This window comes from Lysinibacillus sp. S1 (assembly GCF_044986265.1).
In the GTDB taxonomy this organism is placed as follows: Bacteria; Bacillota; Bacilli; order Bacillales_A; family Planococcaceae; genus Lysinibacillus; species Lysinibacillus capsici.
On the sequence record NZ_CP173154.1, the window covers coordinates 3,507,688 to 3,529,563 of the forward strand.

Sequence of the window (21,876 nt, forward strand, 5' to 3'; positions counted from 1 at the left end):
TAAAAGACATTACAAAAAATGTAATGTCTTTTTTAGCTTCGTTAATAAGGCTCAGCATCGTGTCCTTTATTCATGGCATCTTGAGGTGCTTGATCACCATTGATATTGCCAAGTGGTTTTGATGCAGAGGAATCTTTTTTAGCGTTGTGCAAACCTTCCTTGAGTAAGCGACCATATTCTTCGTCGGCTTCTTGTGCCAAAGCAATCATGGCATTTTGAATATCCTCATGACAGACCGATAGATCACGTATTAAATTTTTAAGAAGTTCTTCGCGTTCCCACTGTTCAAAGTTACGATAGGTTTCACCAGCCTGTTTCGTATTACTTTGACGATCAATCGATTCACGAACAAGGTTCCCTTCAATGTATGGTGTATATTCTTTACCAGCTTGTGTTGCTTCCTTTAATCCATTCAGCATGGATGGCTCATAATTAATATGTGGATTTTGTCCAGGTGCCAAATCACGCTTATACATCATTTGTCCACCATGTTGATTGGTCGCTACACGTTTTTTTGGTGCATTAATTGGAAGCTGTAAGTAGTTGGCGCCTACACGATGGCGTTGTGTATCAGAATAAGAGAAAGTACGACCTTGCAACATTTTATCATCAGAGAAGTCTAAGCCATCAACAAGCACCCCTGTCCCGAAAGTAGCCTGTTCCACCTCAGCAAAATAGTCTTCAGGGTTTTTGTTTAACACCATTTTGCCAACTGGATACCATGGAAATTGATCGTTTGGCCAAAGCTTTGTATCATCCAATGGATCAAAATCAAGCTCAGGGTGTGAACCATCCTCCATAATTTGAACATGTAGCTCCCATTCGGGGAAGTCTCCACGTTCGATAGCATCATATAAATCTTGTGTAGCATGATTGAAATTTTTCTGTTGGATTTCCTCTGCTTCTTTTTGTGTTAAATTTTTAATACCTTGTAGCGGTTCCCAATGATATTTGACAAGGACTGCCTTGCCTTCACTATTCACCCACTTGTACGTATTAACCCCAGAGCCCTGCATCATACGATAATTTGCTGGAATCCCCCAAGGAGAGTAAACGAATGTTACCATATGGAAGGTTTCTGGTGAGCTAGCACAAAAATCAAAAAAACGTTCAACGTTTTGAATATTAGTAATGGGATCAGGCTTAAAAGCATGAATCATATCTGGAAATTTGAGCGCATCACGAATAAAGAAGATCTTTAAATTATTGCCCACTAAATCCCAATTGCCATCCTCTGTATAAAACTTTACTGCAAAACCGCGGGGATCACGCAATGTTTCTGGGGAGTGACCACCATGTATAACAGTTGAAAAACGCACAAAGACAGGTGTTTTTTTCCCTTTATCCTGAAAGACTTTTGCACGTGTATACTTAGAGATAGGTTCATTGCCAACAACACCATAGGTTTCAAAATACCCATGTGCTCCAGCTCCACGAGCATGCACAACCCGTTCTGGAACTCGCTCTCTGTCAAAATGACTCATTTTTTCTAGAAAATCATAATTTTCCAATGTTGCAGGACCTCGATTACCGACTGTTCGCAAATTTTGATTGTTGGTAATTGGATGTCCCTGTCTGTTGGTCAATGTCATATCTTGCTCATGTGTTGCATCATCTTGCTGTGTCATAGTATGACCCCTTTCCTATAGATACTTCCATTTTGTCCTTGAAAGGGGCAAACTAGTCATCCAAATTATCCCTTTGAACTACTTAAAAAAGCTCTCCATACATAAATGTAGGAGAGCCCTGGATGGCGTTTTCAAATGGAATCAAGTTGTTTTGAGTATGGCCATTGCTTATAGTTGGTCATTAGTCATCGGTCATACAGTAACAGGTAACTTGTTATTGGTTTTTAACTAATTAGCTGAAAAGCTAGATTTGAAAACAGCACATCCAACTCGGGTTGGAGTCTCACCGTCCCGAGTCTAGAAATAACGGGAATCGTCAAAGTTAATTTGAATACTGTAATTTTTTGAATTAATAAGATTAGATAGCTTATGTGCATCTTTTTCAAGCTTTGTAGCTCGTTCTCTATATTCATCTGGCTCATACAAAGCAATTTCATATAACATTGTATTTTCGCCATAGCCAAATCTTACACTCTCTTTTTCTCGCATACTGAAATCTTTACACATATCAGCCTCGGCACGAAGTTGTGTTGCTAGTTCGATGGCCTCTACTAGTGCTAGCTTTTGACCTTTAAAGTCTACCGTGTTTTGGATGTTTGCTTCGTAAACGAGGCGGTCTAATGTACGAGTATCTAGACGAACTTGGGCTAAGTCAGCTTCAATAAGGGGGAGTGCTCGATTACTTGTTTTAGGGGCTTGTCCCTTTTCAACTGTTACAAAGGCACTGCGATGTAGTTCGTTTACTAGCTCTTGAGTTTTCTTTCCTAAAATACTTTTTAGTTTAACAGCTTCTGCAAGATTAATCACGAAAACACGTCCTTTTTATAGTGTTATAGAGGGTACATCATTTGATATAATTGCGATTTGATAATGTCCTCCATGAATTTGATTAAACATTTTCCCAGCTGACGCTAGCAGTTCATTCGCTGCATCATTTGTTAAGGAAGGGCGGAAATAAAAAATATGTAACGCATCAGTTGTTTCCTCTGTGACAGCTGTGCGTTTAGAATCAACAAAAGGTGAGCCAAATGCTCCTACCTCATCACGACTATACAGAATATTTTCTAATGTGTTAAAGCGCCCATTCAAACCTTCATAACCAATCTCGTCATGACCAAGATCAATTGTTACAAACCCTTTGATTTGAGCAACATCATATAGCCCAATTGGCATTTCATATTGAAGTGAAAAGAAATTATTTAAATCAACACCTGAATGAATTGGCGTTAAATAGTTCTGCTTACTAATTCGACGCATAAGGCTTTCTGCTGAGTGACGATAGCGGTTTGGATCAGCACCAAGCTTTTTCCAAATTTGTCGCCATTCTGCGATCCCCTCACGCTGTGTTACAGGAAGTTCCTGCATTTCAAGAAAAAGATTTTCCTGATACAATTGCATACGCCCTTTAATCATTTGAGGGGATTCTGCTACAACAATTTTGGTATAATGAATAATGCCGATTTTTAGCTCGGGATGTTGTGTTAATAGAGTTGGGTTAATGGAAATTTCCAATGAACATCACCTACTTTATCTATTTCTAATATTGTACCATGTAAGGAGTTGGAAATAAAATGAACATACACGACCTGCAACGTGATTTTGTGGCATATGCGATGTCCATTGGTGTTGATAAAATAGGTTTTACAACAGCAGCTCCCTTTACAGAATTAAAAAACAGATTGCGTCGCCAGCAGGAGCTTGGCTATCAGTCTGGATTTGAAGAAAGTGATATTCAAAAACGTACAGAACCCCTTCAATTACTAGATGAAGCAGAGAGTATTGTAGCGATAGCTGTGGCTTACCCTTCACGTATGCAAAATGCACCAATTGGTAAAAGGGGTGCGCGACGTGGAATTTTCTGCCGTGCTTCATGGGGTGTCGATTATCATACAGCATTACGTGAGCGTTTAAAGCTATTATCCACTTGGCTTGAGGAACATGTCAAAGGTGTACGTATTGAATCAATGGTTGATACAGGAGCCCTTGTAGATCGGGCGGTAGCTGAACGTGCAGGCATTGGGTGGAGCGGAAAAAATTGCTCGATTATAACGCCTGAATTTGGTTCCTATGTGTATTTAGGAGAGCTCATTACAAATATTCCATTTGCGCCAGATAAGCCAATGGAGGATGAATGCGGAGATTGTCGACTGTGCTTGGATGTTTGTCCAACGGGAGCCTTAATTCAAGGTGGACAATTGGATGCACAGCGTTGTATTGCTTTTCTGACTCAAACGAAGGGTACATTACCAGATGAGTTTCGTAGTCATATCGGTAATCGACTCTATGGCTGTGATACATGCCAGACAGTATGTCCTAAAAATAAAGGGAAAATTAATTGGATACATGAAGAATTTATACCAGATCCAGAGCTAGCCAAACCATTATTGACACCGCTTTTAACGATTACTAATCGAGAGTTTAAGGGGAGATTTGGTCATGTTTCAGGCTCATGGCGTGGAAAAAAGCCTATCCAGCGTAATGCCATCTTGGCACTTGCTCATTTTAAAGAGGAAGCCGCCATACCAGATTTGATTGCTCTACTTCATAAAGATGACCGTCCTGTCATTCGAGGCACAGCCGCATGGGCTTTGGGTAAGATTGGCGGAGATACTGCACAAACTGCCTTACATGAAGCAGAAGCTACAGAGCAGGACGAAGAAGTGCGAAGTGAAATTTATAAAGGGTTGCAGTTTTTTAAGTAGTATTGGATGTAGAAGCAATTGACTAACTACAGTTTAATGTAGGGATGAAATCAATTGCTTGGAGTTCCTATGATTGAGAGCGGATCCGCTCTAATTGTGAGAAGAGTCGCTCCAAAAGAGGAAGGCTTCGTTAACTTTTTAAAGAGTCATCTTAAAGAATTTTTTAATAAGGAAGTGTGTCGTTATGCCATTGCATATCGTTTTATATCAACCAGAAATACCAGCCAATACGGGGAATATTGCACGTACCTGTGCGGGTACTAATACATCGCTCCATTTAATTCGTCCGCTAGGTTTTTCAACGGATGATAAAATGCTGAAACGGGCGGGCTTAGATTATTGGCATAGTGTAAATATTGTCTATCATGATTCACTTGAGGATTTTATAGAGTACTCTAAAAATGGAGATGTTTATTTAATCGAAACATACAGTGATGAGCCGTTTACGAAAAATGATTTTAGTGATCAAGACCGAGATATTTATTTTATGTTCGGAAAAGAAACTACAGGTTTGCCGAAGGACTTTGCTTATGAACGCCGAGATATGTGTTTACGTATTCCACAAAGTGATCATGTGCGATCACTTAATTTGTCCAATACGGCTGCAATTGTTATTTATGAGGCATTACGTCAACAAGGATATCCAGGGTTACATTAAAAAGCAGTTCTCCGCTTGTGAGAACTGCTTTTTAATATTAAAACTTTAATAACACAACATTCCCCGCAGGATCCTCTGTTTGGAACCCTCCGACGATTTCCGTAACGGGTGCACCTATACCACGAAGATTATCTTTCATAGTTGCCGCTTGTTCTTCGTTATCTAAACGCAATGAGAACGTTTTTAAGCCAACTTGATTTTTTCCAAGCTTTGGTGCATTCTCTGAGTGCCAAGTATTTAAGCCGATATGATGATGGTAACGGCCTGTAGAAATAAATAATGCTTGGGACCCGTAGCGTGTGACAATATCATAACCTAATCCCTTTGTATAAAATTGCTCGGCTTCAGCCAAGTTAGAGACCGATAAATGAATATGGCCCATTACTGTGCCAGCAGGCAGACCAAGCCAGTTGCCATCGCCCTCTTCTAAAATAGAACGAATATTGAGTGGTTCTGTCACCATATGCACCTGATTGTTATGCCATGTCCATTCACTTTCAGGACGATCTGCATAAATCTCGATTCCATTATGATCAGGATCATTTAAATAGAGTGCTTCACTTACAGCATGATCAGAAGCCCCAAGGTACACACCTTTTTCGTGAAAATGAGAAATAACATTAGCTAAGTCACGTCGACTAGGTAATAATAGGGCGAAGTGATAAAGTCCTGTCGTCATGCTAAGCTTATCTTCTACGGTTTTAGGCTGAACAAGAGTTAATAGAGCTGTTTCTCCATCGGCAGTTAACATAGCTTTATGTGAATCTTGTTGTAACACTTTAAAGCCAATAATTTCTTGATAAAAGGTTAAAGAGCGGTGTAAATCACTCACTTTTATTTCAACATTCGTTACATAGGTGTTTGGTTTTTCATGAAAATGCATTTTGAATACCTCCAAATAGTTATCTTTTTTCATTAAGTTACTTTATGTAAGTTAGTTTATTTTAAAAATAAAGGAAAGTCAAGTATTTCTATTGTTCCACAAAAAAAGAAAATCACTAAGCTTTTCGAAAAGCTTAGTGATTTTCTTGAGATATTATTTGTCAGCTTTGTAGTCGCCTTCGTATCCAGCAGTGAAAATAGCTGTTAAGAAAGCAACTGTTACACCAATGATTAATAATAATTTCATGGAAGTAACCCTCCTCATGTTATAAAGAAATCTCTTTTTAGTATAGCCTATCTACTTTAAAAATGAAACGACATAGCAGAATAAAATATGTCAGAAATGGTTCAAACAGCTTGATATCGGGAAAACTAAAAGTGAGGTGATTAGTATGGAAAAAAAGGTGCCAAATATTGAAAATGGGACAATGGTGAGAGATATGAAAGAATTAAAAGATTTGGGCAAGCAGATGGAGCATTTACGTGATGGTCTAGAGCTTGCGGAGGATGAGCGAATCGCTGATCCAATTCAATTGGAAGATGTTGAACAGAAGAAAAAGTAGTATATAAACCAGCCGCTTTATTTTTCTTAAATCCAATTTTTTGTATAATGGAACGAGGATAAGAAAGGGGTTGTGCTTTTTGAATTTACAATCAACGAAAACATTATCAAATGGTGTAGAAATGCCTCGTTTTGGCTTAGGTGTTTACAAAATGACAGAACGTGAGGAAACATTACAGGCTATTGATAAAGCACTTCAATACGGTTATCGAGCTATTGATACAGCATCCTTATATGGGAATGAGGTAGAAGTAGGAGAAGCTATTCGTCATTCAGGCATTCGTCGTGAAGATATTTTTGTTACAACAAAAGTATGGAATAATGACCAAGGATATGATGCAACATTACGTGCTTTTGAGGTTTCGCTAAAGAATTTAAATATGGATTACCTAGATTTATATTTAACACATTGGGCTGTCCCTGAAACATTTGAAGAAACATATCGAGCTATTGAGCGCCTTTACGATGAAAAATTAATTCGCTCAACAGGTGTATCGAATCATCATGAGCATCATTTGGAAAAAATATTGGCTAAGGCAAATACTGCACCGATGGTTAATCAAGTGGAGGTACATCCATATTTACAACAGCAGTCATTAAGCGCATTTTGTAGTGAACACCAAATTGCTGTTACTGCATGGTCTCCACTAGGACGTGGTGGTGTACTTGCTGATCCTACCATTATGGAGATTGGGAAAGAAATCGATAAAACCCCTGCTCAGGTAGTACTGCGTTGGCATTTACAAAATGATACACTCGTTATTCCCAAATCCGTAACACCGAGCCGAATTGAGGAAAACGCACAGATTTTTGATTTTGAATTAACCCAAGATCAAATGGAGAAAATGGCAACATTAAATCGTAACCAACGATTTGGACAAGATCCTGATCATTTTAAATTTGATTTTTAAAAAAAGAATAAATCCCGCACTCCTATAGAGGCGGGATTTTTCTTATTGCTCGTCCTTGACGATAATACGTTTATTTAAAAAAGGATGGTCAAATTCTAATTGAATGGCATGTAGTTCGTAGTCATCACTTACTGTTTCTCGTGCACCATACATTGTATCCCCAATAATTGGATGGCCAATATAGGCTAAATGCACACGGATCTGATGTGTTCGCCCAGTCTCAAGTATGAGATGAACGACACAGGAATTTTTGTAACGCGCCACCACTTCATAGTGTGTTACAGCATGCTGTCCAGTTTTGGACACAACACGTCTTGTGGCATGGTGTCTGTCTTTGCCAATTGGTTCAGCAATCGTTCCAGAAGACGTTCGTAAGTTACCTTGCACCTCTGCTGCATACGTACGAATAATGGTTTTTTCCTCAATCATTCGATCGAAAATGGACTTTGCTAAAGGGTGCTTTGCTACTAGTAATAAGCCCTGTGTCCCTTTATCAAGACGATGAACATGTTCAGCATAAATGCCACCCTGTTCTTTGATATGTGCCATGACATGGTTCATACATGTATGTGTATCACGAGCATCATTAGGATGTGTTGCCATACCTTTTGGCTTTGATACGATTAAACAATGGTCATCCTCATAGACTACATCAATAGCACATACAGGTGTTGGTTTGTAGCTAGAAGTTGGAACAGGAAACGTAAATTTGATTATTGTTCCAGTTTGTAATGGTGTATTCCATTGAATCAGCTCATCATTTACCAATGTGATGGCTTTGGCCATACGCAATTCATGAACGAGTTTTTTACCGAGTCGCCAATGATTACGTAGCAATTCTTCCACACTTAAGTTATCTTCAGCAATTTCATAATGAAACATAGATCTTCCTCCGTAGAAAAAACCGTATTCCAAAGGTAGAACACGGTCTTTCGATTATTTTGCAGCTTTAGAAGCTTTGATTAAATAAAAGCTTGCCCCTGCGATTAAAATAAATGCAGTTAATGCTAAAAACGGAATAGTAATAAAGCCTAACCAATTAATATATTGTCCTGTACAAGAAACTGCGCCACAGGAGGGGGCATTTTCAGCTAAAAAGCTAAGCTTTTGAATTCCGTAATGGTAAAGTGAAATACAGCCGCCAACCACAGAAAATACAGCTGTTGTGACAGCAATACGTGCATTTTTTTGTATAAATGCTACTGTCGTCATTATAACAATTGGGTACATAAAAATACGTTGAATCCAACATAATTTACAAGGTTCATAATGACGAATCTCAGAAAAATATAACGAACCTAGTGTTGCTATAGCAGAAACAATCCAAATAAATAATAAGCCATTTTCTTCTTTTTTAGACATATTCAATCTTCCCTTCATAAAACCATGTCCTTGTTCGATTATAGTGGTTCTAGTTTTATATGTAAATCAACTTACACAAAATAAGGTATGTGATGAATTTCAGTCTAAAGTATGAACGGTGGAAGCAGACGCTTTCAATAGCTTAATGGTATCATTAACAATAGTAATGCTAAAGAAGAGGTGTTTTCGTGAGGGAGAATGAGCATTCCAATATCAGTATTTTAAAAGAGATTGCTGAACTATTAAATGAAGAAACTGAAATTGTCACAATGCTAAAAGGTGCGCTCATCAAATTTTTAAATGGCACCAATTTTGAAACAGGCTGGATTTTTTTTATTGATGCAAAGGGGCGTTCAGAACTAGTTGTCCATGAAAATCTACCAGAGGCATTGGAATATAACAATTGCCATTATTTAAAAAAGGGCGGTTGTTGGTGTGTATCGCGTTATCGTAATGAAGAGCTAAAAAAAGCCTCCAATATTATCGAGTGTCAGCGTATTGAAAGTGCCATAGCTGCAAATGTTGGGGATCATGAAGGAATCACGCATCATGCGACAGTACCTCTTCAATCTGGACAAGAACGTTTTGGCGTATTAAATGTTGCATCTAAGGATACAGTACGCTTTTCAGAGGAGGAGCTTGCTTTATTAGAATCAGTTGCCTTTCAGATGGGTTCAGCTATTAAGCGAATTTTACTGACAAAGCAGGAGCAGGAAATGGCGCTTGTGAAGGAACGTAATCGCCTAGCTCGTGATTTACACGATTCAGTTAATCAACTACTATTCTCGGTTACGTTAACAGCTAGGGCTGGCATTGAAATGACGGATGATTGCGAAGTGAAAGAAACATTTAAAGAGATTCAGCATTTAACACAAGATGCACTTACAGAGATGCGTGCGTTAATTTGGCAATTGCGACCTAAAGGATTGGAAAATGGTTTACTTGAGGCCATGAAAGTATACGCTGAAATGCTTGGCTTAAAACTACATGTTACGGTTTCAGGCGTATTGCAATTTCCCTCACGTATTGAAGAAACATTATTTCGCGTAGCCCAAGAGGCGTTAAATAATGTACGTCGCCATGCAGGTGTATTAGAGGCAGCATTGTATATTACTGTTACGTCAACAGATATTTTGTTGGTTATTCGTGATGAGGGACGGGGCTTTGTCATTGACAACAATACAAAGTTGCTTTCAATGGGCTTACAATCTATCAAGGATCGTGCAAAATCAGTTGGTGGAACTGCCGACTGGGTAAGTGAAATTGGCAAAGGTACGGAGCTGCTAATCCGCTTGCCATATTAAGGGGGAGAGGACATGATACGTGTATTAATTGCAGACGATCATCACGTGGTGCGTAGAGGACTACTGTTTTTCTTAAAGACACAAAAGGATATTGAGGTTGTTGGAGAGGCCAAAAATGGGCACGAAGCTGTTGCATTAGCAGAAAGCATTCAACCAGATATTATCTTAATGGATTTAGTCATGCCTGAAATGGATGGCATCCAGGCGACTAAACGCATCAAAGCGAAGTTTCCACAAATAGAAATTTTAATGCTTACTAGCTTTTCTGATCGAGATCATGTGGTTCCAGCAATGGAGGCAGGAGCGGCAGGCTATCAGTTAAAAGATATTGAGCCAGATGAATTGGTCTTATCCATTCGTCGTATTATGCGTGGTGAAAACACTCTACATCCTGAAGCAACGTCAACGCTTGAAATGGATCGCCAGGAGTCTCAGAATGCACCCCATTTATTAAATCCGCTGACACCTCGTGAGCAGGATGTGCTAGCAGAGCTTACAAAAGGAAAGAGTAATCGGGAAATTGCATCCTCACTATTTGTCACAGAAAAGACGGTGAAAACCCATATTTCGAATATTTTTACAAAGCTACAGGTACAAGACCGTACACAGGCAGCACTGTATGCTGTTAAGCACGGGCTAACTGAAGGTAGTGGGATATAAATAAACGGCGAGCTTCTACTCACTTAGAAGCACTCGCCGTTTTTTACATTATTTATGTTGAACAAATAATTTTTTAGATATCTCTAATAATGTAGAGCTAGGTGTTAGTGCTAAATCTTCCTCTAGTCTTTGCGTATATGTTTGGAAAATTTTGAGTGCCTGTTCATGAAGCCCTGCCTGTATTAACGTATATAAATAGTGCTCAAGTTTTTGTTCATTATAGGGATCATACTCTATTAATGCATGTAAAAATTCCATAGCTCTTTCAGTATCTGAAAAGACCGTTGTTTGAAACCCTTTTTCTAATAGCTCTATGTATGATTTCATTAATTTATCTTTATAGGCAGTTGACCATTCATAATCATCAAAAACAAATAAGCCATTCTTATAAATAGAAAGACATTGATTAATCAAAGAAATAGAAGGAAATTCAAGTCTTGAAAAATCCTCATGAAGTTTTTGAAAATCGTATAAATCACATACGATATTTGGCTTTTCGAAGATATAGTATTTATTTGAAAAGACAATACAGTTTTCGTAGCCAATTGTATTTAGAGTTTTCCTTAAATAAGATAGAGCTGTATGAAGATTTGATTTGGCTCGTACATAATCTAAATCTGGCCATAGAATTTCAATTAAATAATCTCGATGAATCGGTATATTTGGATGCAAAATAAAATAAGCAAACAATTCTTTTGTCTTTTCTGTTTTAAATGCCACTAAACTATTGTTACTATAGACGGCAAATTGATCGAAGCATTGTACATTTAAGACAGTTTGTGTAGCCTGTTGAAGCATTTGCTGAATGGAAAATTCATGCTCAATACGGGCTACAGTTTTTTCTAAACGGGCATGACTGATAGGCTTTAATACATAGTCGAGACTGCCAATTTCATAGGCTTGTAATGCAAATTCATGATAGGCGGTAATGAAAATTACACTGACTTGTGGGCGTTCCGTTTTGATAATATCAGCAACTTCAAGTCCTGATAATTCCTGAAGTTTTACTTCTAAAAAGATAGCCTCAAATTCCATAGTTGGTAGTTCATTCAGAAATACTTCTACGCTTGTAAAGGTTTGCATCACCTGTATTTGTTGAAAGGCATGTAGTTTATTTTGAAAATAGTGTAAAGCTAACGGTTCATTGTCTATTAAAACGGCTCGAATCACATCAAACTCTCCTTTATACAATTAAATTAAAAACATTAAACTCTAGTTCATTTTGGGTGAAAAGGCTTCCTATATATAGTGAAGGGCAAGAAAAGTGAAAATCACTCAACTTTTCTATTAAAAATTTGATGCCAGAAAAAAGCAATTTATGGTGTAGTTCTTTCACGGGTGAGAGTCAATGAATCCCGATGTGTTTATCACATCGCGTCAAATCCATTCAAAGAAAATTTCGCCGTTCATTATATAGAAGAAAAAAGTTTTTTAGTTTGTGTTAAGAGAATTGAAATAATTGCTTAGGCGTTAAAATCAAACTATTCTTATACAAAAATGAAACAACATAGTATTGTTAATGAAAGTTGCATATGGGCATAAGCCTTGTTTTTTCTTTTATTGTTAAAATAGTATAATTGTTGTAACAATAATTAGGCGTTATTATAGTACATTTGTCTTAAAAAATACTCAAAAAGTACTTAAAAAATACTTAAAAAGATAGGTTATTAATTAAAATAGAAGTATATATAGGAAAAATGGGATGGCAAGAAAGGAGATTTTACCATGAAATTAGAAAGACTTCTAACCATGACGATGATATTAATCAACCGTAAAAAGGTTAAGGCACAGGAATTAGCAGAGTTATTTAATGTTTCGATTCGTACCATTTATCGAGATATTGAAACATTGAGCTGTGCTGGTGTACCTGTTATTAGTCAGCAAGGTGTAAATGGTGGCATTAGTTTAATCGATGGTTATCGTGTTGATAGGCAAGTGTTGACGAAGGATGAGCTCACGTCACTTTCTATTGCGATTAAAAGTGCTTTGACTACCTATGAAGATTCCCACGCTGAAGCCGTGCTCGAGAAAATAACGAGTATTGCTGATGATCATGTAAAACAATCGATGGACCATCTATTTGTTGATCTTAGTCCATGGGGACCAAACGCTCTCTTTAAAGAGCTTATTACGACGCTCAAGACAGCTATAGAGAATAATCGTTGCATAAGCTTTCATTATTCTACTACTTATGGTGAACAAACAAGCCGAATAGTCGAACCACATACAATTGTTCAAAAAGGGAAGATATGGTATTTGTATGGCTATTGTACATTAAGAAAGGACTTTCGTTTATTTAAGCTTGCGCGAATGAAACATTTGCTTCAAGCTGATTCTACCTTTGAGCATAAGGAAGTGAATTTAAGTGAACTCCCTTGGGGTAAAGAATGGCATCGACCACAAAACGTAGTCGATTTAGTCATTTCTTTTGATAAAGACATTACAACATTAGTGGAGGAATCCTTTGGTGCAGAACATATAGACCATGAACAATCCATGATTTATATATCTATACCCGAAGATGAATGGCTTTATGGTTTCTTGTTAAGCTTTGGGCATCGCATTAAAATTATGGAACCACTTTATATAAGAGATATTATTCAAAAACGAGCTTTAGAAATTGTTCAATTATATAAAAATCTAAATAATTGATGACAGACAGTTGTCAGGTTTCCTTTGCTATAGTAAGTACAAATAAAGCGAAAGGTGGAATGACGATGCAAAGCTATTGTCAAAGCTGCGGTATGCCTTTAGTAGAAGAGGCATTATTGGGTACTGAAAAAGAAGGGGAAAAAAGTCAGGATTATTGTACATATTGTTACGAGGGGGGCGAGTTTAAACAACCCCAGTTAACAGTAGACGAAATGATTGAAATTTGTGTACCGCATCTTATGGAAGGTGGTATGCCAGAAAATGAAGCACGTAATATGCTGACTTCCTTTTTGCCAAATTTAAAGCGATGGAGAAAATGTGAGTGGCGAGAACCAAAAGTAGTTGAATTAAACTCATTTAACATCGTGGGTATTTCAACTCAAACAAGTAATGCCAATGAAATAACAGAGCAAGCTAAAATTCCGCAATTATGGGATCACTTTTATCAGCAAAATATTACGGACCAAATAGCCGAGCGAAAAAATGGTCATGTCTATGGTTTGTATTCAGACTATGAGACGGATGTGAATGGTAATTATACTCTTACACTAGGTGTAGAAGTAAATAATGATGACATTCAAGCTAATTTAGTAGTAAAAAAGATTCCAGCAGCTAAGTATCTAGTTTTTACATCTGATAAAGGCATGATGCCTGAAGTTGTCATTCAAACTTGGCAAGAGATTTGGGCTTGGTTTGCAAATTCTAAAATTGAACGAACGTATACAGGCGACTTTGAACTGTATGATGAACGATGCGCTAATCCACATGAATCACAAGTGGATATTTATATAGCTATTAAATAAGAAAAGTCTCCTACCAATCAATTGGTAGGAGACTTTTCTTCGTTTTGTGGAGGAATGATATGTGGCTCAATATGCACAAGAACCTGACAAAAGCGATTTTCACGCATAATGGTATGTTCGATTTCTTCAGTTATGCGATGACTTTCAAAGACATTTAAATAAGGATCTACTGTGACAGTTACGTCAATGAAATACATATTGCCATGGGCACGTCCTTTAAAGTCTAAAAGCTCCATTACCCCGTCCACGTTACGGATTAAGACCGATAACGTTTCAACTTCATCAATATCAAATGCATCTGTAAGACTTTGAACAGCTTCCCAAAAAATTTCTACTGCTGTTTTAATAATTAAAAAGGCAACAATGAGAGCTGTAAGTGAATCAATGATCGGAAAGCCGAAAATGGCTCCAAAAATACCAATGGCTGTACCGATGCTGACAAGTGCATCAGAGCGATTGTCAAAGGCAGCAGCTTTAACAGCGGCACTTTTTATTTTTTTAGATAGTGCTAAATTATAGCGGTAAACCACATACATGACAACTGCACTACCTATTGCTACATAGGCTGTTAACAGTGAAGGTGTTGTACCAGTGGGCTCCCACAAGCTTTTTAGGGAACTAACTAATACTTGGAGACCGACAACAAGCATAATGAACGATGCGACTAAAGAGGCAACAGTCTCAGCTCGTAAATGTCCGTATTGGTGGTTGGAATCAGGTGGTCTTTGGGCAATGCGTAAACCAACCAGTACCGCGATGGAAGCAATGATATCAGTTGTGTTATTTAAACCATCTGCTTTTAGGGCCTCAGATGTACCAATGTAGCCTATTGTAAGCTTAGCAGAGCTTAGGATTAGATATGTACCGATGGATAGCCATGCACCTTTTTCCCCTTGACGTAAATTTGTATAGAGCTCCATTTTGTTTCCTCCTCGCAAAACTTTCGGACATTAGAAAACGACCCCCTTTTAAAAAGGGAGTCGTTTCATCTATTTATTACGGTCGTTGCTCCCACCTATATAAGGTGTGAAGAAAAGACCATATTTATAGCCTAGATTATACAAGCGTGCTTCTAATAATACCACGACAAGTATGGCAAATCAATTCAATTTTAGTCAATGACTGCGTCATATTCATTTGATAAATCACTGTTAGGTAATTTCAGAACTTCTAAGTATAAAATATGGTGACCATCTAATTCTTTTGCGATAAATTCAAAACCTTGCTCTTCAATACTGTCACCTTCGACTGCATCAAAACGCTTCGTCATGAACCAACCACCGATAGTATCAATATCATCATCTTCTATGTCAGTACCAAGCATATCATTCACATTTTCAAGAAGCATCTTAGCATCTAAAATAAAATGATTTTCTGCAATTTCTTGTACTTCCGGGATTTCGTCTTCATCAAATTCATCTTGAATATCGCCGACAATTTCCTCAATAATATCTTCAATCGTCACTAAACCAGATGTTCCGCCATATTCATCCATTAAAATGGCCATATGAATACGTTCACGTTGAATTTTTAGTAATAGATCGTTAATTTGCGTTGTTTCCATCACTCGAATAATAGGTTGCATATAATCAATGACTGGCTTATCACCATTTTTAGGATCTTTAATGTAAGCGGTTAATAAATGCTTCATGTTAACTAATCCAATAATATGATCTTTATCTCCATCCAGAATTGGATAACGAGTATATTGCTCAACACCCATTAAATCAAACACTTCTTTAATTGTTAGCTCTTTTTCTATGCCGACAATTTCAGTTCGAGGAACCATAATTTCTTTTGCAAGACGATCAGAGAACTCGAAAATACTGTTAACATATTCATATTCTGAGTTATTAATTTCTCCACCTTTTAAACTATCCGACAAAATCATACGCAGCTCTTCCTCTGTATGAGCAACTTCTGATTCTGACATCATTTTTAAGCCGAAAAGACCTGTTAAACCACGGGCAGAGCCATTTAATAGCTTAATGATGGGATACGTAATATTGTGGAAGATAATTAATGGGCCAGAAAAGTTTAATGTGACAAATTCTGCTTTTTGGATGGCTAATGTTTTTGGCGCCAATTCCCCAATAACAACATGCATAAACGTAACGATTGAGAATGCAAGTATGAATGAAAGGATAGATGTAATACTACCATTCAAATTTAGAAATTCAAACACTGGGTGTAAAATGATTTCAAATGTAGGTTCACCTAACCAACCTAAACCAAGTGCAGTGATGGTAATACCTAACTGGCATGCAGATAAGTACTCATCTAAATCTGAAACAACACGTTTTGCATTTTTCGCTTTTTTATGCCCTTCCGCGAGCAATTGATCAATGCGGGTAGATCTCACTTTTACGATTGCAAATTCAGTTGCAACGAAAAATCCAGTCATTATAATTAGTAGGGCGAATGCCGCCAACCTAATGGTTATCTCCAATATGTCTCCGTCCAAATAATTCCTTTGTTCCCGCCCGAATGAGGGAAGTAAACAAAGTGTACACCTCCTATGATTTAAAAAATTGTTGGATGTTTCAATCATAAATTATTTAAAAGAAAAACACAAATATTGACAACAACTTTTTCACTTGTTTTTCATGGATCTTTTGAAAAAATGCAACTAGATTCAAATACCAAAAGATTGTAATTACCATGGCTATATGCTAACTTTAGAAAGATCAAAGATAGTTTGTTTAGGGAAAGAAGCATTTTGCATCTCATATAATACGACACGTCAAAAATCTCAAGAGTGCTTTAGCTTGCGGATTTTTTTAAATGAATTATTTTTTATAGAAAGGGGGGAGTCTCAATCATCATTTGAGACTCCCCCTTTCTAAATGTTTGACCTATTTATTCTTGCTGGAAGCGTAATTTTAAACACGCTTTTTCAACATCATGAACCGTTTCCTTTAAAGGTATTTCACCTGTAAACGGAGCGATAGATACAGGTGCTTTTTCCGTTATGCCTTGCTGTGTTAAAACATAGTTCTTGTTATTATACGTTAAATAGAACGTTTTAATCGATTTCTTGCCGAAAGAGCTAGTAGAAAAATCAAAGAAGCCCTTTAGTTGACTGCAATACTCATTGTAAAAGTCGCTTTTATAGCCAGAAAGTTCCTCGAATTTCTTACTATTAACAGCACCCGCTTCATCCACTAATTCGAATATTTTAGCGGAAAATTCTGAAAAAAATTCTTTTACTTTTACACGAATTAACGCTTTTGAATTATAGCTATTTAAGTCATCCGAAAGTGTGACTTTACTCATTGAAATGGCCCCCTGCATAAAAAACATTTACTATTAAGCTGATATCATAAATGTATAAGAAAAATATACAAATTTCAACAGGATTCAACATAATTAGCTTAAATGGCGTGCTATTAATAGTAAATATAGGTATTTTTATACGGGATCACAACGAAAAATTGACTATCAAATTCAATCGTATACATGAAACAGCATAAGTTCATGTATCATTTTTTTAACAACCTCCTCGTCTGATGGAATGGCTCCTATCCACTCAATCGTACCGTCCTTTAAATATTCCGCTTGGTATCGTTCTCGTTGATAAAAAAATGAAATAGACCACCCAGGTAGTTGCGTGTTTTCAAATAGTGGTTTAAAACTGAAATGTTGAATCATCATCAAACCTCGCTTCTTATAGTATGTAGTCATATTATTCAAGTATAAAGGTATTTTTGCAACTATTCACTTTTCATAGAAGTAAATAGGATGAGATTGAAATTCTAAAGGGGTATTTCTTTCGTTGAAAATCATTGCTCTGCTATAATGAGTGCAGAAGGCGACAAAATACGCCAATCTTGAATACAATTGAAATGAGAGGATACTAATGGATAATTTTATAGTGACATTACTTTTTATGGCTATCATTGGGGCTGCAATTGGGGGCGTTACAAATCACTTAGCCATTAAAATGCTTTTTCGTCCATATAAAGCGATATATATTAAAAATTGGCGTGTACCGTTTACACCAGGCCTTATACCCAAACGACGTGATGAATTAGCTAAACAGTTGGGTCTTACAGTAGTTAATTATTTACTCACGCCTGAAACATTTAGAAAAAAGTTTTTCTCTAAGGATATTCAAGACAAAGTAGAACACTTTGTGCAAACAAAAGTTGAAGAAACAATCTTTACAAACGACAAAACAATTCAGGATTGGCTAAACTTAGCTGGGTTTGCTCATCTACCTACTACCATTGAACAGAAGGTTGAAGCAATTGTTGAGGGACAATTTTCGTCGGTAAAGAATACACTATCAACAAAATCAATTCGTACGCTGCTATCAGATGATATCCAAAATACAATTGATGCTAAAATTCCAGTAGCAGTTCAGCACATTTTAGAAAAAGGCGAGGATTATTTTTTATCACCAGAAGGTGAAATGACGATTAAGGCAATGATTGATGACTTTTTATCATCAAAAGGGTCTCTAGGCGGCATGATCAATATGTTCTTAGGTGATTCCTCTTCATTAGTTGGGAAAGTTCAACGTGAGCTTGTGAAGTTTTTACAAGCACCAGGAACAACAACATTACTAACAAAAATATTTTCACAGGAATGGGAAAAACTTAAAGATCGACCCGCTATGGACTTTTTGCAAGATGTTCAATTTGACCCCATTTTATCGAAATTACAAGTGTACGTGAAAGAACAATTAGCAATCTCTGAACGTTTAAATCAACCGATTTCTTATTATTGGCCAGAAGGAAATGACTGGGCGAAGTATACCGTGATTCCACAAGCTATAGAAAAAGCTTTTGTGAAGGCAGAGGAAAAACTTGAGGATGTACTAAAACGTTTAAACTTACAAGAGGTTGTGCGAGAGCAGGTTGACTCATTCCCAGTAGAGAAATTAGAGGAGCTTGTATTAGGTATTTCAAAACGTGAGTTTAAAATGATTACTGTATTAGGTGCAGTGCTTGGTGGATTGATTGGGATTGTGCAAGGCTTGATTGTTTACTTTATTTAAAAGGAGATTGTATGAATGATTAATATTTATAATGACATTAATGCGCTAGAAGCAACTTTCCGTAAGATTCCAGAATTTGAAGCGTTAAAAGCTGCTGTTGAAGTTGTTAAAAATGATGAAGAGGCATTAAATGTCTTTAAAAACTTCCGTAAAATTCAAATCGAATTACAGAAAAAGCAATTAGCTGGTGAGGATATTTTGGAGGATGAGCTTGTCTATGCACAAAAAGCGGCACAGCTTGCACAGCAAAATGAAAAAATTTCAACGATGCTTGAGGCAGAAATGAAGGTAAGTAAAGTAATCGAAGAAGTAAATCGCATTTTAATAAAACCTATCCAAGGTTTATATGAAGGAATTCAATAAAAGGTGATAATCGCAATTTAAAAAGGAATAAATTTTCTAGGAATTGCACATATAACAAGTGAGAGGAAAACGTGTATCCGCTATTGGTCGGTACACGTTTTTGCTTTATGTACCAGTTAAAGAGTATGGGAGGTTATGAATATGCATGTCATCATTGAATGGACCTATAAAACACCAAAAGGAGCAACAACAGTTTTACGTTCAGCTGAAATGCCTGCAGCTCAAGCACTTTTACTTGCAGAGGACATGGAAAGAACGGGAAGGGTAAAATCGCTACATTGTATGGATCGGCAAGATACAAATTGGTCACTTAAAGAGCTAAAAGCATATTTAAAGGAAATTGATACAGAGCCTCATAATATTACGCTCTATTTTGATGGAGGTTTTGATCGTGGGACAAGGCAAGCAGGACTAGGCTGCGCCATTTATTACGAACAAAATGGTAAACCTTTACGATTGAGAAGGAATGCCTTTTCGTCTGAATTGAAATCAAATAACGAGGCAGAGTATGCAGCGCTTTATTTAGCCTTAGTAGAACTAGAACTTTTAAATGTCCACCATTTGCCTGTGCGTATTATAGGAGATTCACAAGTGGTCATCAATCAACTGAATGGGGAATGGCCAGCATTGGAAAAAGAACTAGCAAGCTGGGCAGATAAAATTGATGCTAAGCTGGAGCAACTTCACATTCAAGCCGAATACCAGCTTGTTTCACGTAAGGATAATTCGGAAGCAGATCGCCTTGCTACTCAAGCTTTAAATGGCATCGATATTACTGGTTTGAGCGAGATTGTTAAAGAATAGGAATAAGAGGTGGCAGTAGATACTGCCACCTCTTTCTCATAAAATCCTCGGTTTGCACTGAAACTTTTTCCATTTTAAAACTACTACTACTATGAATCCAAACAATAAGGAGAGATTTTATGAACATGAAAAAAATAGCACCTGCAGCTATGTCTGCATTATTATTTGGAAGTGCCCTTGTACCGGTAGCTTCAGCAAATGAGCAGCAATCTACAGAAGCAGAGGTACCACAAATACAAATTGATCCCGTACACATTTTTAATGATACTCGTGGTACTGTGGAAGATGTTCGTGTTGGGGAAAATATTACATATTACACAGTAAAAGAAGGCGAGCAAACAAATGTATTAGAAATTACTAAAGATACTCTCGTGTTCGACAATACTGGGAAGAAAGTGGAGCTACAAAAGGGTGATAAAGTATTAGCTTATACCTTTGCTAACAAACCGCAAAAATATATTTATCCACCACAATTCAATCCAGAGGTTGTCATCGTTGAAACAGAAGAAGTTGGTTTTGTAGAAGTGGATTATTTCTTTGAAGATTTAACTAATACGTATGATATTTTAAAATTAAATATTGGGAAAGAAACAGAGCTATTCAATGAAAAAGGTGAAAAGGTGGACGCTAAAGATTTAGCAGAGAAGCATCTGATTGTTTTCTATACGGCCTCTACTAAAAGTATCCCAGCTCAAACAACACCATCTAAAGTAATTGTACTGGACGATGATTCCTCAACTACTAAGAATCCAATAAATGAAGAAATTGATAATATTATCGCATCAGATTCTTATGAAGTAGCTGGTACAAAAATGGTGCCATTACGTGTGATCGCTGAAAAGCTTGGCTTCAAAGTGGATTCTACAGGCAAGGGGGCAATCCTTTCAAAAGGGAATATGTCTTACACAATTACTCGCGGTGAAAAAACATTTGGCTATAATAAGGCATTACGTACACTAACAGTCGCACCGACTTTAAAAAATACAAAGACATATGTACCTGTTGAATTTGTGGATGAATATTTAAAATAATTAAGAAAATAGTATGCCAACAATGCTTGGCATACTATTTTTATTTGTGGTTACTCAGCCATTGCTAGAGCGTAATGGTTCTTTGAGGAAATAAAGGCTGGATACTTTTTCGCAAATTGTTGGAGACATTGTTTAAAGGATATTGTATTCATGAAGTTTTTAGCTAATACCATTTCATCTGAATACAATAAAAATTGCTGAAAATGCTGTTGAATAAATACCCTTGTCTTTTCATAATGCTTGTTAATTGAAATAGCGCCATAGATTTCTTGTTGATCAATAATATAAATAAAATCACATAGTACTTTATGTGTGCCGTATTTAAGTTTTACCGTGACATATAATGTTTTTTCGTCACAGCGCTCTAAATCAAAATGGTGGAATGCTACTTCTACTTGATGAATAAAGCTCGAAACAGATGTATAATTGTCATTTTTTAAAATAAACATTCTCGACACCACCTTTTCTGAAAATTATAATGACAAAAAAATAGTTTGTCTATATTTAAACTGAATATTCTGTTATTTTATAGATTCTAATTGTTATTTTGCT

24 protein-coding genes are annotated in these 21,876 nt (G+C 36.8%); 12 read left to right on the plus strand and 12 right to left on the minus strand.

Annotation, left to right across the window (positions count from 1 at the left end; translation table 11 throughout):
• Positions 1-41 precede the first annotated feature (41 nt).
• The 3 genes from ACHZEU_RS17495 to ACHZEU_RS17505 form a co-directional block, all read right to left on the minus strand.
• On the minus strand, positions 42-1,628 hold the full coding sequence (locus ACHZEU_RS17495) for a catalase (RefSeq protein ID WP_259949891.1): 1,587 nt from the start codon (positions 1,626-1,628) through the stop codon (positions 42-44).
• A 297-nt stretch (positions 1,629-1,925) separates the two neighbouring features.
• Entirely contained in the window at positions 1,926-2,435 is a 510-nt protein-coding gene (locus ACHZEU_RS17500; protein WP_048391820.1) for a hypothetical protein, read from the minus strand.
• A gap of 15 nt (positions 2,436-2,450) precedes the next feature.
• Positions 2,451-3,140, minus strand: a complete 690-nt coding sequence (locus ACHZEU_RS17505; RefSeq protein WP_048391818.1) for a B3/4 domain-containing protein — start codon at positions 3,138-3,140, stop codon at positions 2,451-2,453.
• Positions 3,141-3,199: 59 nt separating this feature from the next.
• Between ACHZEU_RS17505 and queG the strand changes: the two genes are divergently transcribed.
• The gene (queG, locus tag ACHZEU_RS17510) at positions 3,200-4,330 is read left to right on the plus strand and encodes a tRNA epoxyqueuosine(34) reductase QueG (protein WP_103118816.1); all 1,131 of its coding nucleotides are present in this window, start codon (positions 3,200-3,202) and stop codon (positions 4,328-4,330) included.
• Between the two features lie 184 nt (positions 4,331-4,514).
• The gene (gene trmL, locus ACHZEU_RS17515; RefSeq protein WP_004230835.1) at positions 4,515-4,988 is read left to right on the plus strand and encodes a tRNA (uridine(34)/cytosine(34)/5-carboxymethylaminomethyluridine(34)-2'-O)-methyltransferase TrmL; all 474 of its coding nucleotides are present in this window, start codon (positions 4,515-4,517) and stop codon (positions 4,986-4,988) included.
• Between the two features lie 37 nt (positions 4,989-5,025).
• On the opposite strand, the gene ACHZEU_RS17520 is transcribed toward trmL, so the two are convergent.
• Positions 5,026-5,871, minus strand: a complete 846-nt coding sequence (locus ACHZEU_RS17520; RefSeq protein WP_054548665.1) for a VOC family protein — start codon at positions 5,869-5,871, stop codon at positions 5,026-5,028.
• A gap of 391 nt (positions 5,872-6,262) precedes the next feature.
• On the opposite strand from ACHZEU_RS17520, the gene ACHZEU_RS17525 reads away from it, so the two are divergent.
• Both ACHZEU_RS17525 and ACHZEU_RS17530 read left to right on the plus strand, forming a co-directional pair.
• Positions 6,263-6,433 carry a hypothetical protein gene (locus ACHZEU_RS17525; protein WP_004230831.1) on the plus strand — a complete coding sequence of 57 codons (171 nt, stop codon included), beginning with the start codon at positions 6,263-6,265 and terminating at the stop codon, positions 6,431-6,433.
• Positions 6,434-6,512: 79 nt separating this feature from the next.
• Entirely contained in the window at positions 6,513-7,343 is an 831-nt protein-coding gene (locus tag ACHZEU_RS17530) for an aldo/keto reductase (RefSeq protein WP_279496148.1), read from the plus strand.
• Positions 7,344-7,385: 42 nt separating this feature from the next.
• On the opposite strand, the gene ACHZEU_RS17535 is transcribed toward ACHZEU_RS17530, so the two are convergent.
• Positions 7,386-8,225, minus strand: coding sequence for an RluA family pseudouridine synthase (locus ACHZEU_RS17535; RefSeq protein ID WP_054548663.1), 840 nt, complete (start codon positions 8,223-8,225; stop codon positions 7,386-7,388).
• Between the two features lie 54 nt (positions 8,226-8,279).
• Positions 8,280-8,705 (minus strand): disulfide oxidoreductase, encoded by a 426-nt coding sequence (locus tag ACHZEU_RS17540; protein ID WP_048391807.1) that lies wholly within the window; start codon positions 8,703-8,705, stop codon positions 8,280-8,282.
• 188 nt (positions 8,706-8,893) lie between these two features.
• Between ACHZEU_RS17540 and ACHZEU_RS17545 the strand changes: the two genes are divergently transcribed.
• Both ACHZEU_RS17545 and ACHZEU_RS17550 read left to right on the plus strand, forming a co-directional pair.
• The gene (locus ACHZEU_RS17545) at positions 8,894-10,009 is read left to right on the plus strand and encodes a GAF domain-containing sensor histidine kinase (protein ID WP_054548662.1); all 1,116 of its coding nucleotides are present in this window, start codon (positions 8,894-8,896) and stop codon (positions 10,007-10,009) included.
• Positions 10,010-10,021: 12 nt separating this feature from the next.
• Positions 10,022-10,669, plus strand: a complete 648-nt coding sequence (locus tag ACHZEU_RS17550; RefSeq protein ID WP_054548661.1) for a response regulator transcription factor — start codon at positions 10,022-10,024, stop codon at positions 10,667-10,669.
• Positions 10,670-10,717: 48 nt separating this feature from the next.
• Here the strand turns inward: ACHZEU_RS17550 and ACHZEU_RS17555 are convergent, their stop codons facing one another.
• Positions 10,718-11,839: a response regulator gene (locus ACHZEU_RS17555; RefSeq protein ID WP_103118812.1), complete on the minus strand. Its 1,122-nt coding sequence runs from the start codon at positions 11,837-11,839 to the stop codon at positions 10,718-10,720.
• Between the two features lie 555 nt (positions 11,840-12,394).
• On the opposite strand from ACHZEU_RS17555, the gene ACHZEU_RS17560 reads away from it, so the two are divergent.
• Positions 12,395-13,321, plus strand: a complete 927-nt coding sequence (locus ACHZEU_RS17560) for a YafY family protein (RefSeq protein WP_279496144.1) — start codon at positions 12,395-12,397, stop codon at positions 13,319-13,321.
• Between the two features lie 65 nt (positions 13,322-13,386).
• Positions 13,387-14,124 carry an effector binding domain-containing protein gene (locus ACHZEU_RS17565; protein ID WP_048391797.1) on the plus strand — a complete coding sequence of 246 codons (738 nt, stop codon included), beginning with the start codon at positions 13,387-13,389 and terminating at the stop codon, positions 14,122-14,124.
• Between the two features lie 17 nt (positions 14,125-14,141).
• Here the strand turns inward: ACHZEU_RS17565 and ACHZEU_RS17570 are convergent, their stop codons facing one another.
• The 4 genes from ACHZEU_RS17570 to ACHZEU_RS17585 all read right to left on the minus strand — a co-directional run bounded on the left by ACHZEU_RS17570 (position 14,142) and on the right by ACHZEU_RS17585 (position 17,775).
• Positions 14,142-15,044 (minus strand): cation diffusion facilitator family transporter, encoded by a 903-nt coding sequence (locus ACHZEU_RS17570; protein ID WP_279496141.1) that lies wholly within the window; start codon positions 15,042-15,044, stop codon positions 14,142-14,144.
• Between the two features lie 191 nt (positions 15,045-15,235).
• On the minus strand, positions 15,236-16,528 hold the full coding sequence (locus tag ACHZEU_RS17575; RefSeq protein ID WP_231595601.1) for a hemolysin family protein: 1,293 nt from the start codon (positions 16,526-16,528) through the stop codon (positions 15,236-15,238).
• A 455-nt stretch (positions 16,529-16,983) separates the two neighbouring features.
• Complete coding sequence (locus tag ACHZEU_RS17580) at positions 16,984-17,400, minus strand: hypothetical protein (RefSeq protein ID WP_259949882.1); 417 nt, start codon at positions 17,398-17,400, stop codon at positions 16,984-16,986.
• A gap of 171 nt (positions 17,401-17,571) precedes the next feature.
• Positions 17,572-17,775 carry a YheE family protein gene (locus ACHZEU_RS17585; RefSeq protein WP_048391848.1) on the minus strand — a complete coding sequence of 68 codons (204 nt, stop codon included), beginning with the start codon at positions 17,773-17,775 and terminating at the stop codon, positions 17,572-17,574.
• A gap of 208 nt (positions 17,776-17,983) precedes the next feature.
• Between ACHZEU_RS17585 and ACHZEU_RS17590 the strand changes: the two genes are divergently transcribed.
• From ACHZEU_RS17590 to ACHZEU_RS17605, 4 genes are all read left to right on the plus strand, one after another.
• Positions 17,984-19,126 (plus strand): DUF445 domain-containing protein, encoded by a 1,143-nt coding sequence (locus ACHZEU_RS17590; RefSeq protein WP_048391791.1) that lies wholly within the window; start codon positions 17,984-17,986, stop codon positions 19,124-19,126.
• Positions 19,127-19,141: 15 nt separating this feature from the next.
• A complete protein-coding gene (locus ACHZEU_RS17595) occupies positions 19,142-19,489 on the plus strand; it encodes a YlbF family regulator (protein WP_004230811.1) in 348 nt (115 codons plus the stop codon).
• Positions 19,490-19,630: 141 nt separating this feature from the next.
• On the plus strand, positions 19,631-20,293 hold the full coding sequence (locus ACHZEU_RS17600) for a ribonuclease H family protein (protein ID WP_048391789.1): 663 nt from the start codon (positions 19,631-19,633) through the stop codon (positions 20,291-20,293).
• A gap of 119 nt (positions 20,294-20,412) precedes the next feature.
• A complete protein-coding gene (locus ACHZEU_RS17605) occupies positions 20,413-21,324 on the plus strand; it encodes a copper amine oxidase N-terminal domain-containing protein (RefSeq protein WP_112116643.1) in 912 nt (303 codons plus the stop codon).
• 50 nt (positions 21,325-21,374) lie between these two features.
• On the opposite strand, the gene ACHZEU_RS17610 is transcribed toward ACHZEU_RS17605, so the two are convergent.
• Positions 21,375-21,773: a hypothetical protein gene (locus ACHZEU_RS17610; RefSeq protein ID WP_279496136.1), complete on the minus strand. Its 399-nt coding sequence runs from the start codon at positions 21,771-21,773 to the stop codon at positions 21,375-21,377.
• Positions 21,774-21,876: the final 103 nt, after the last annotated feature.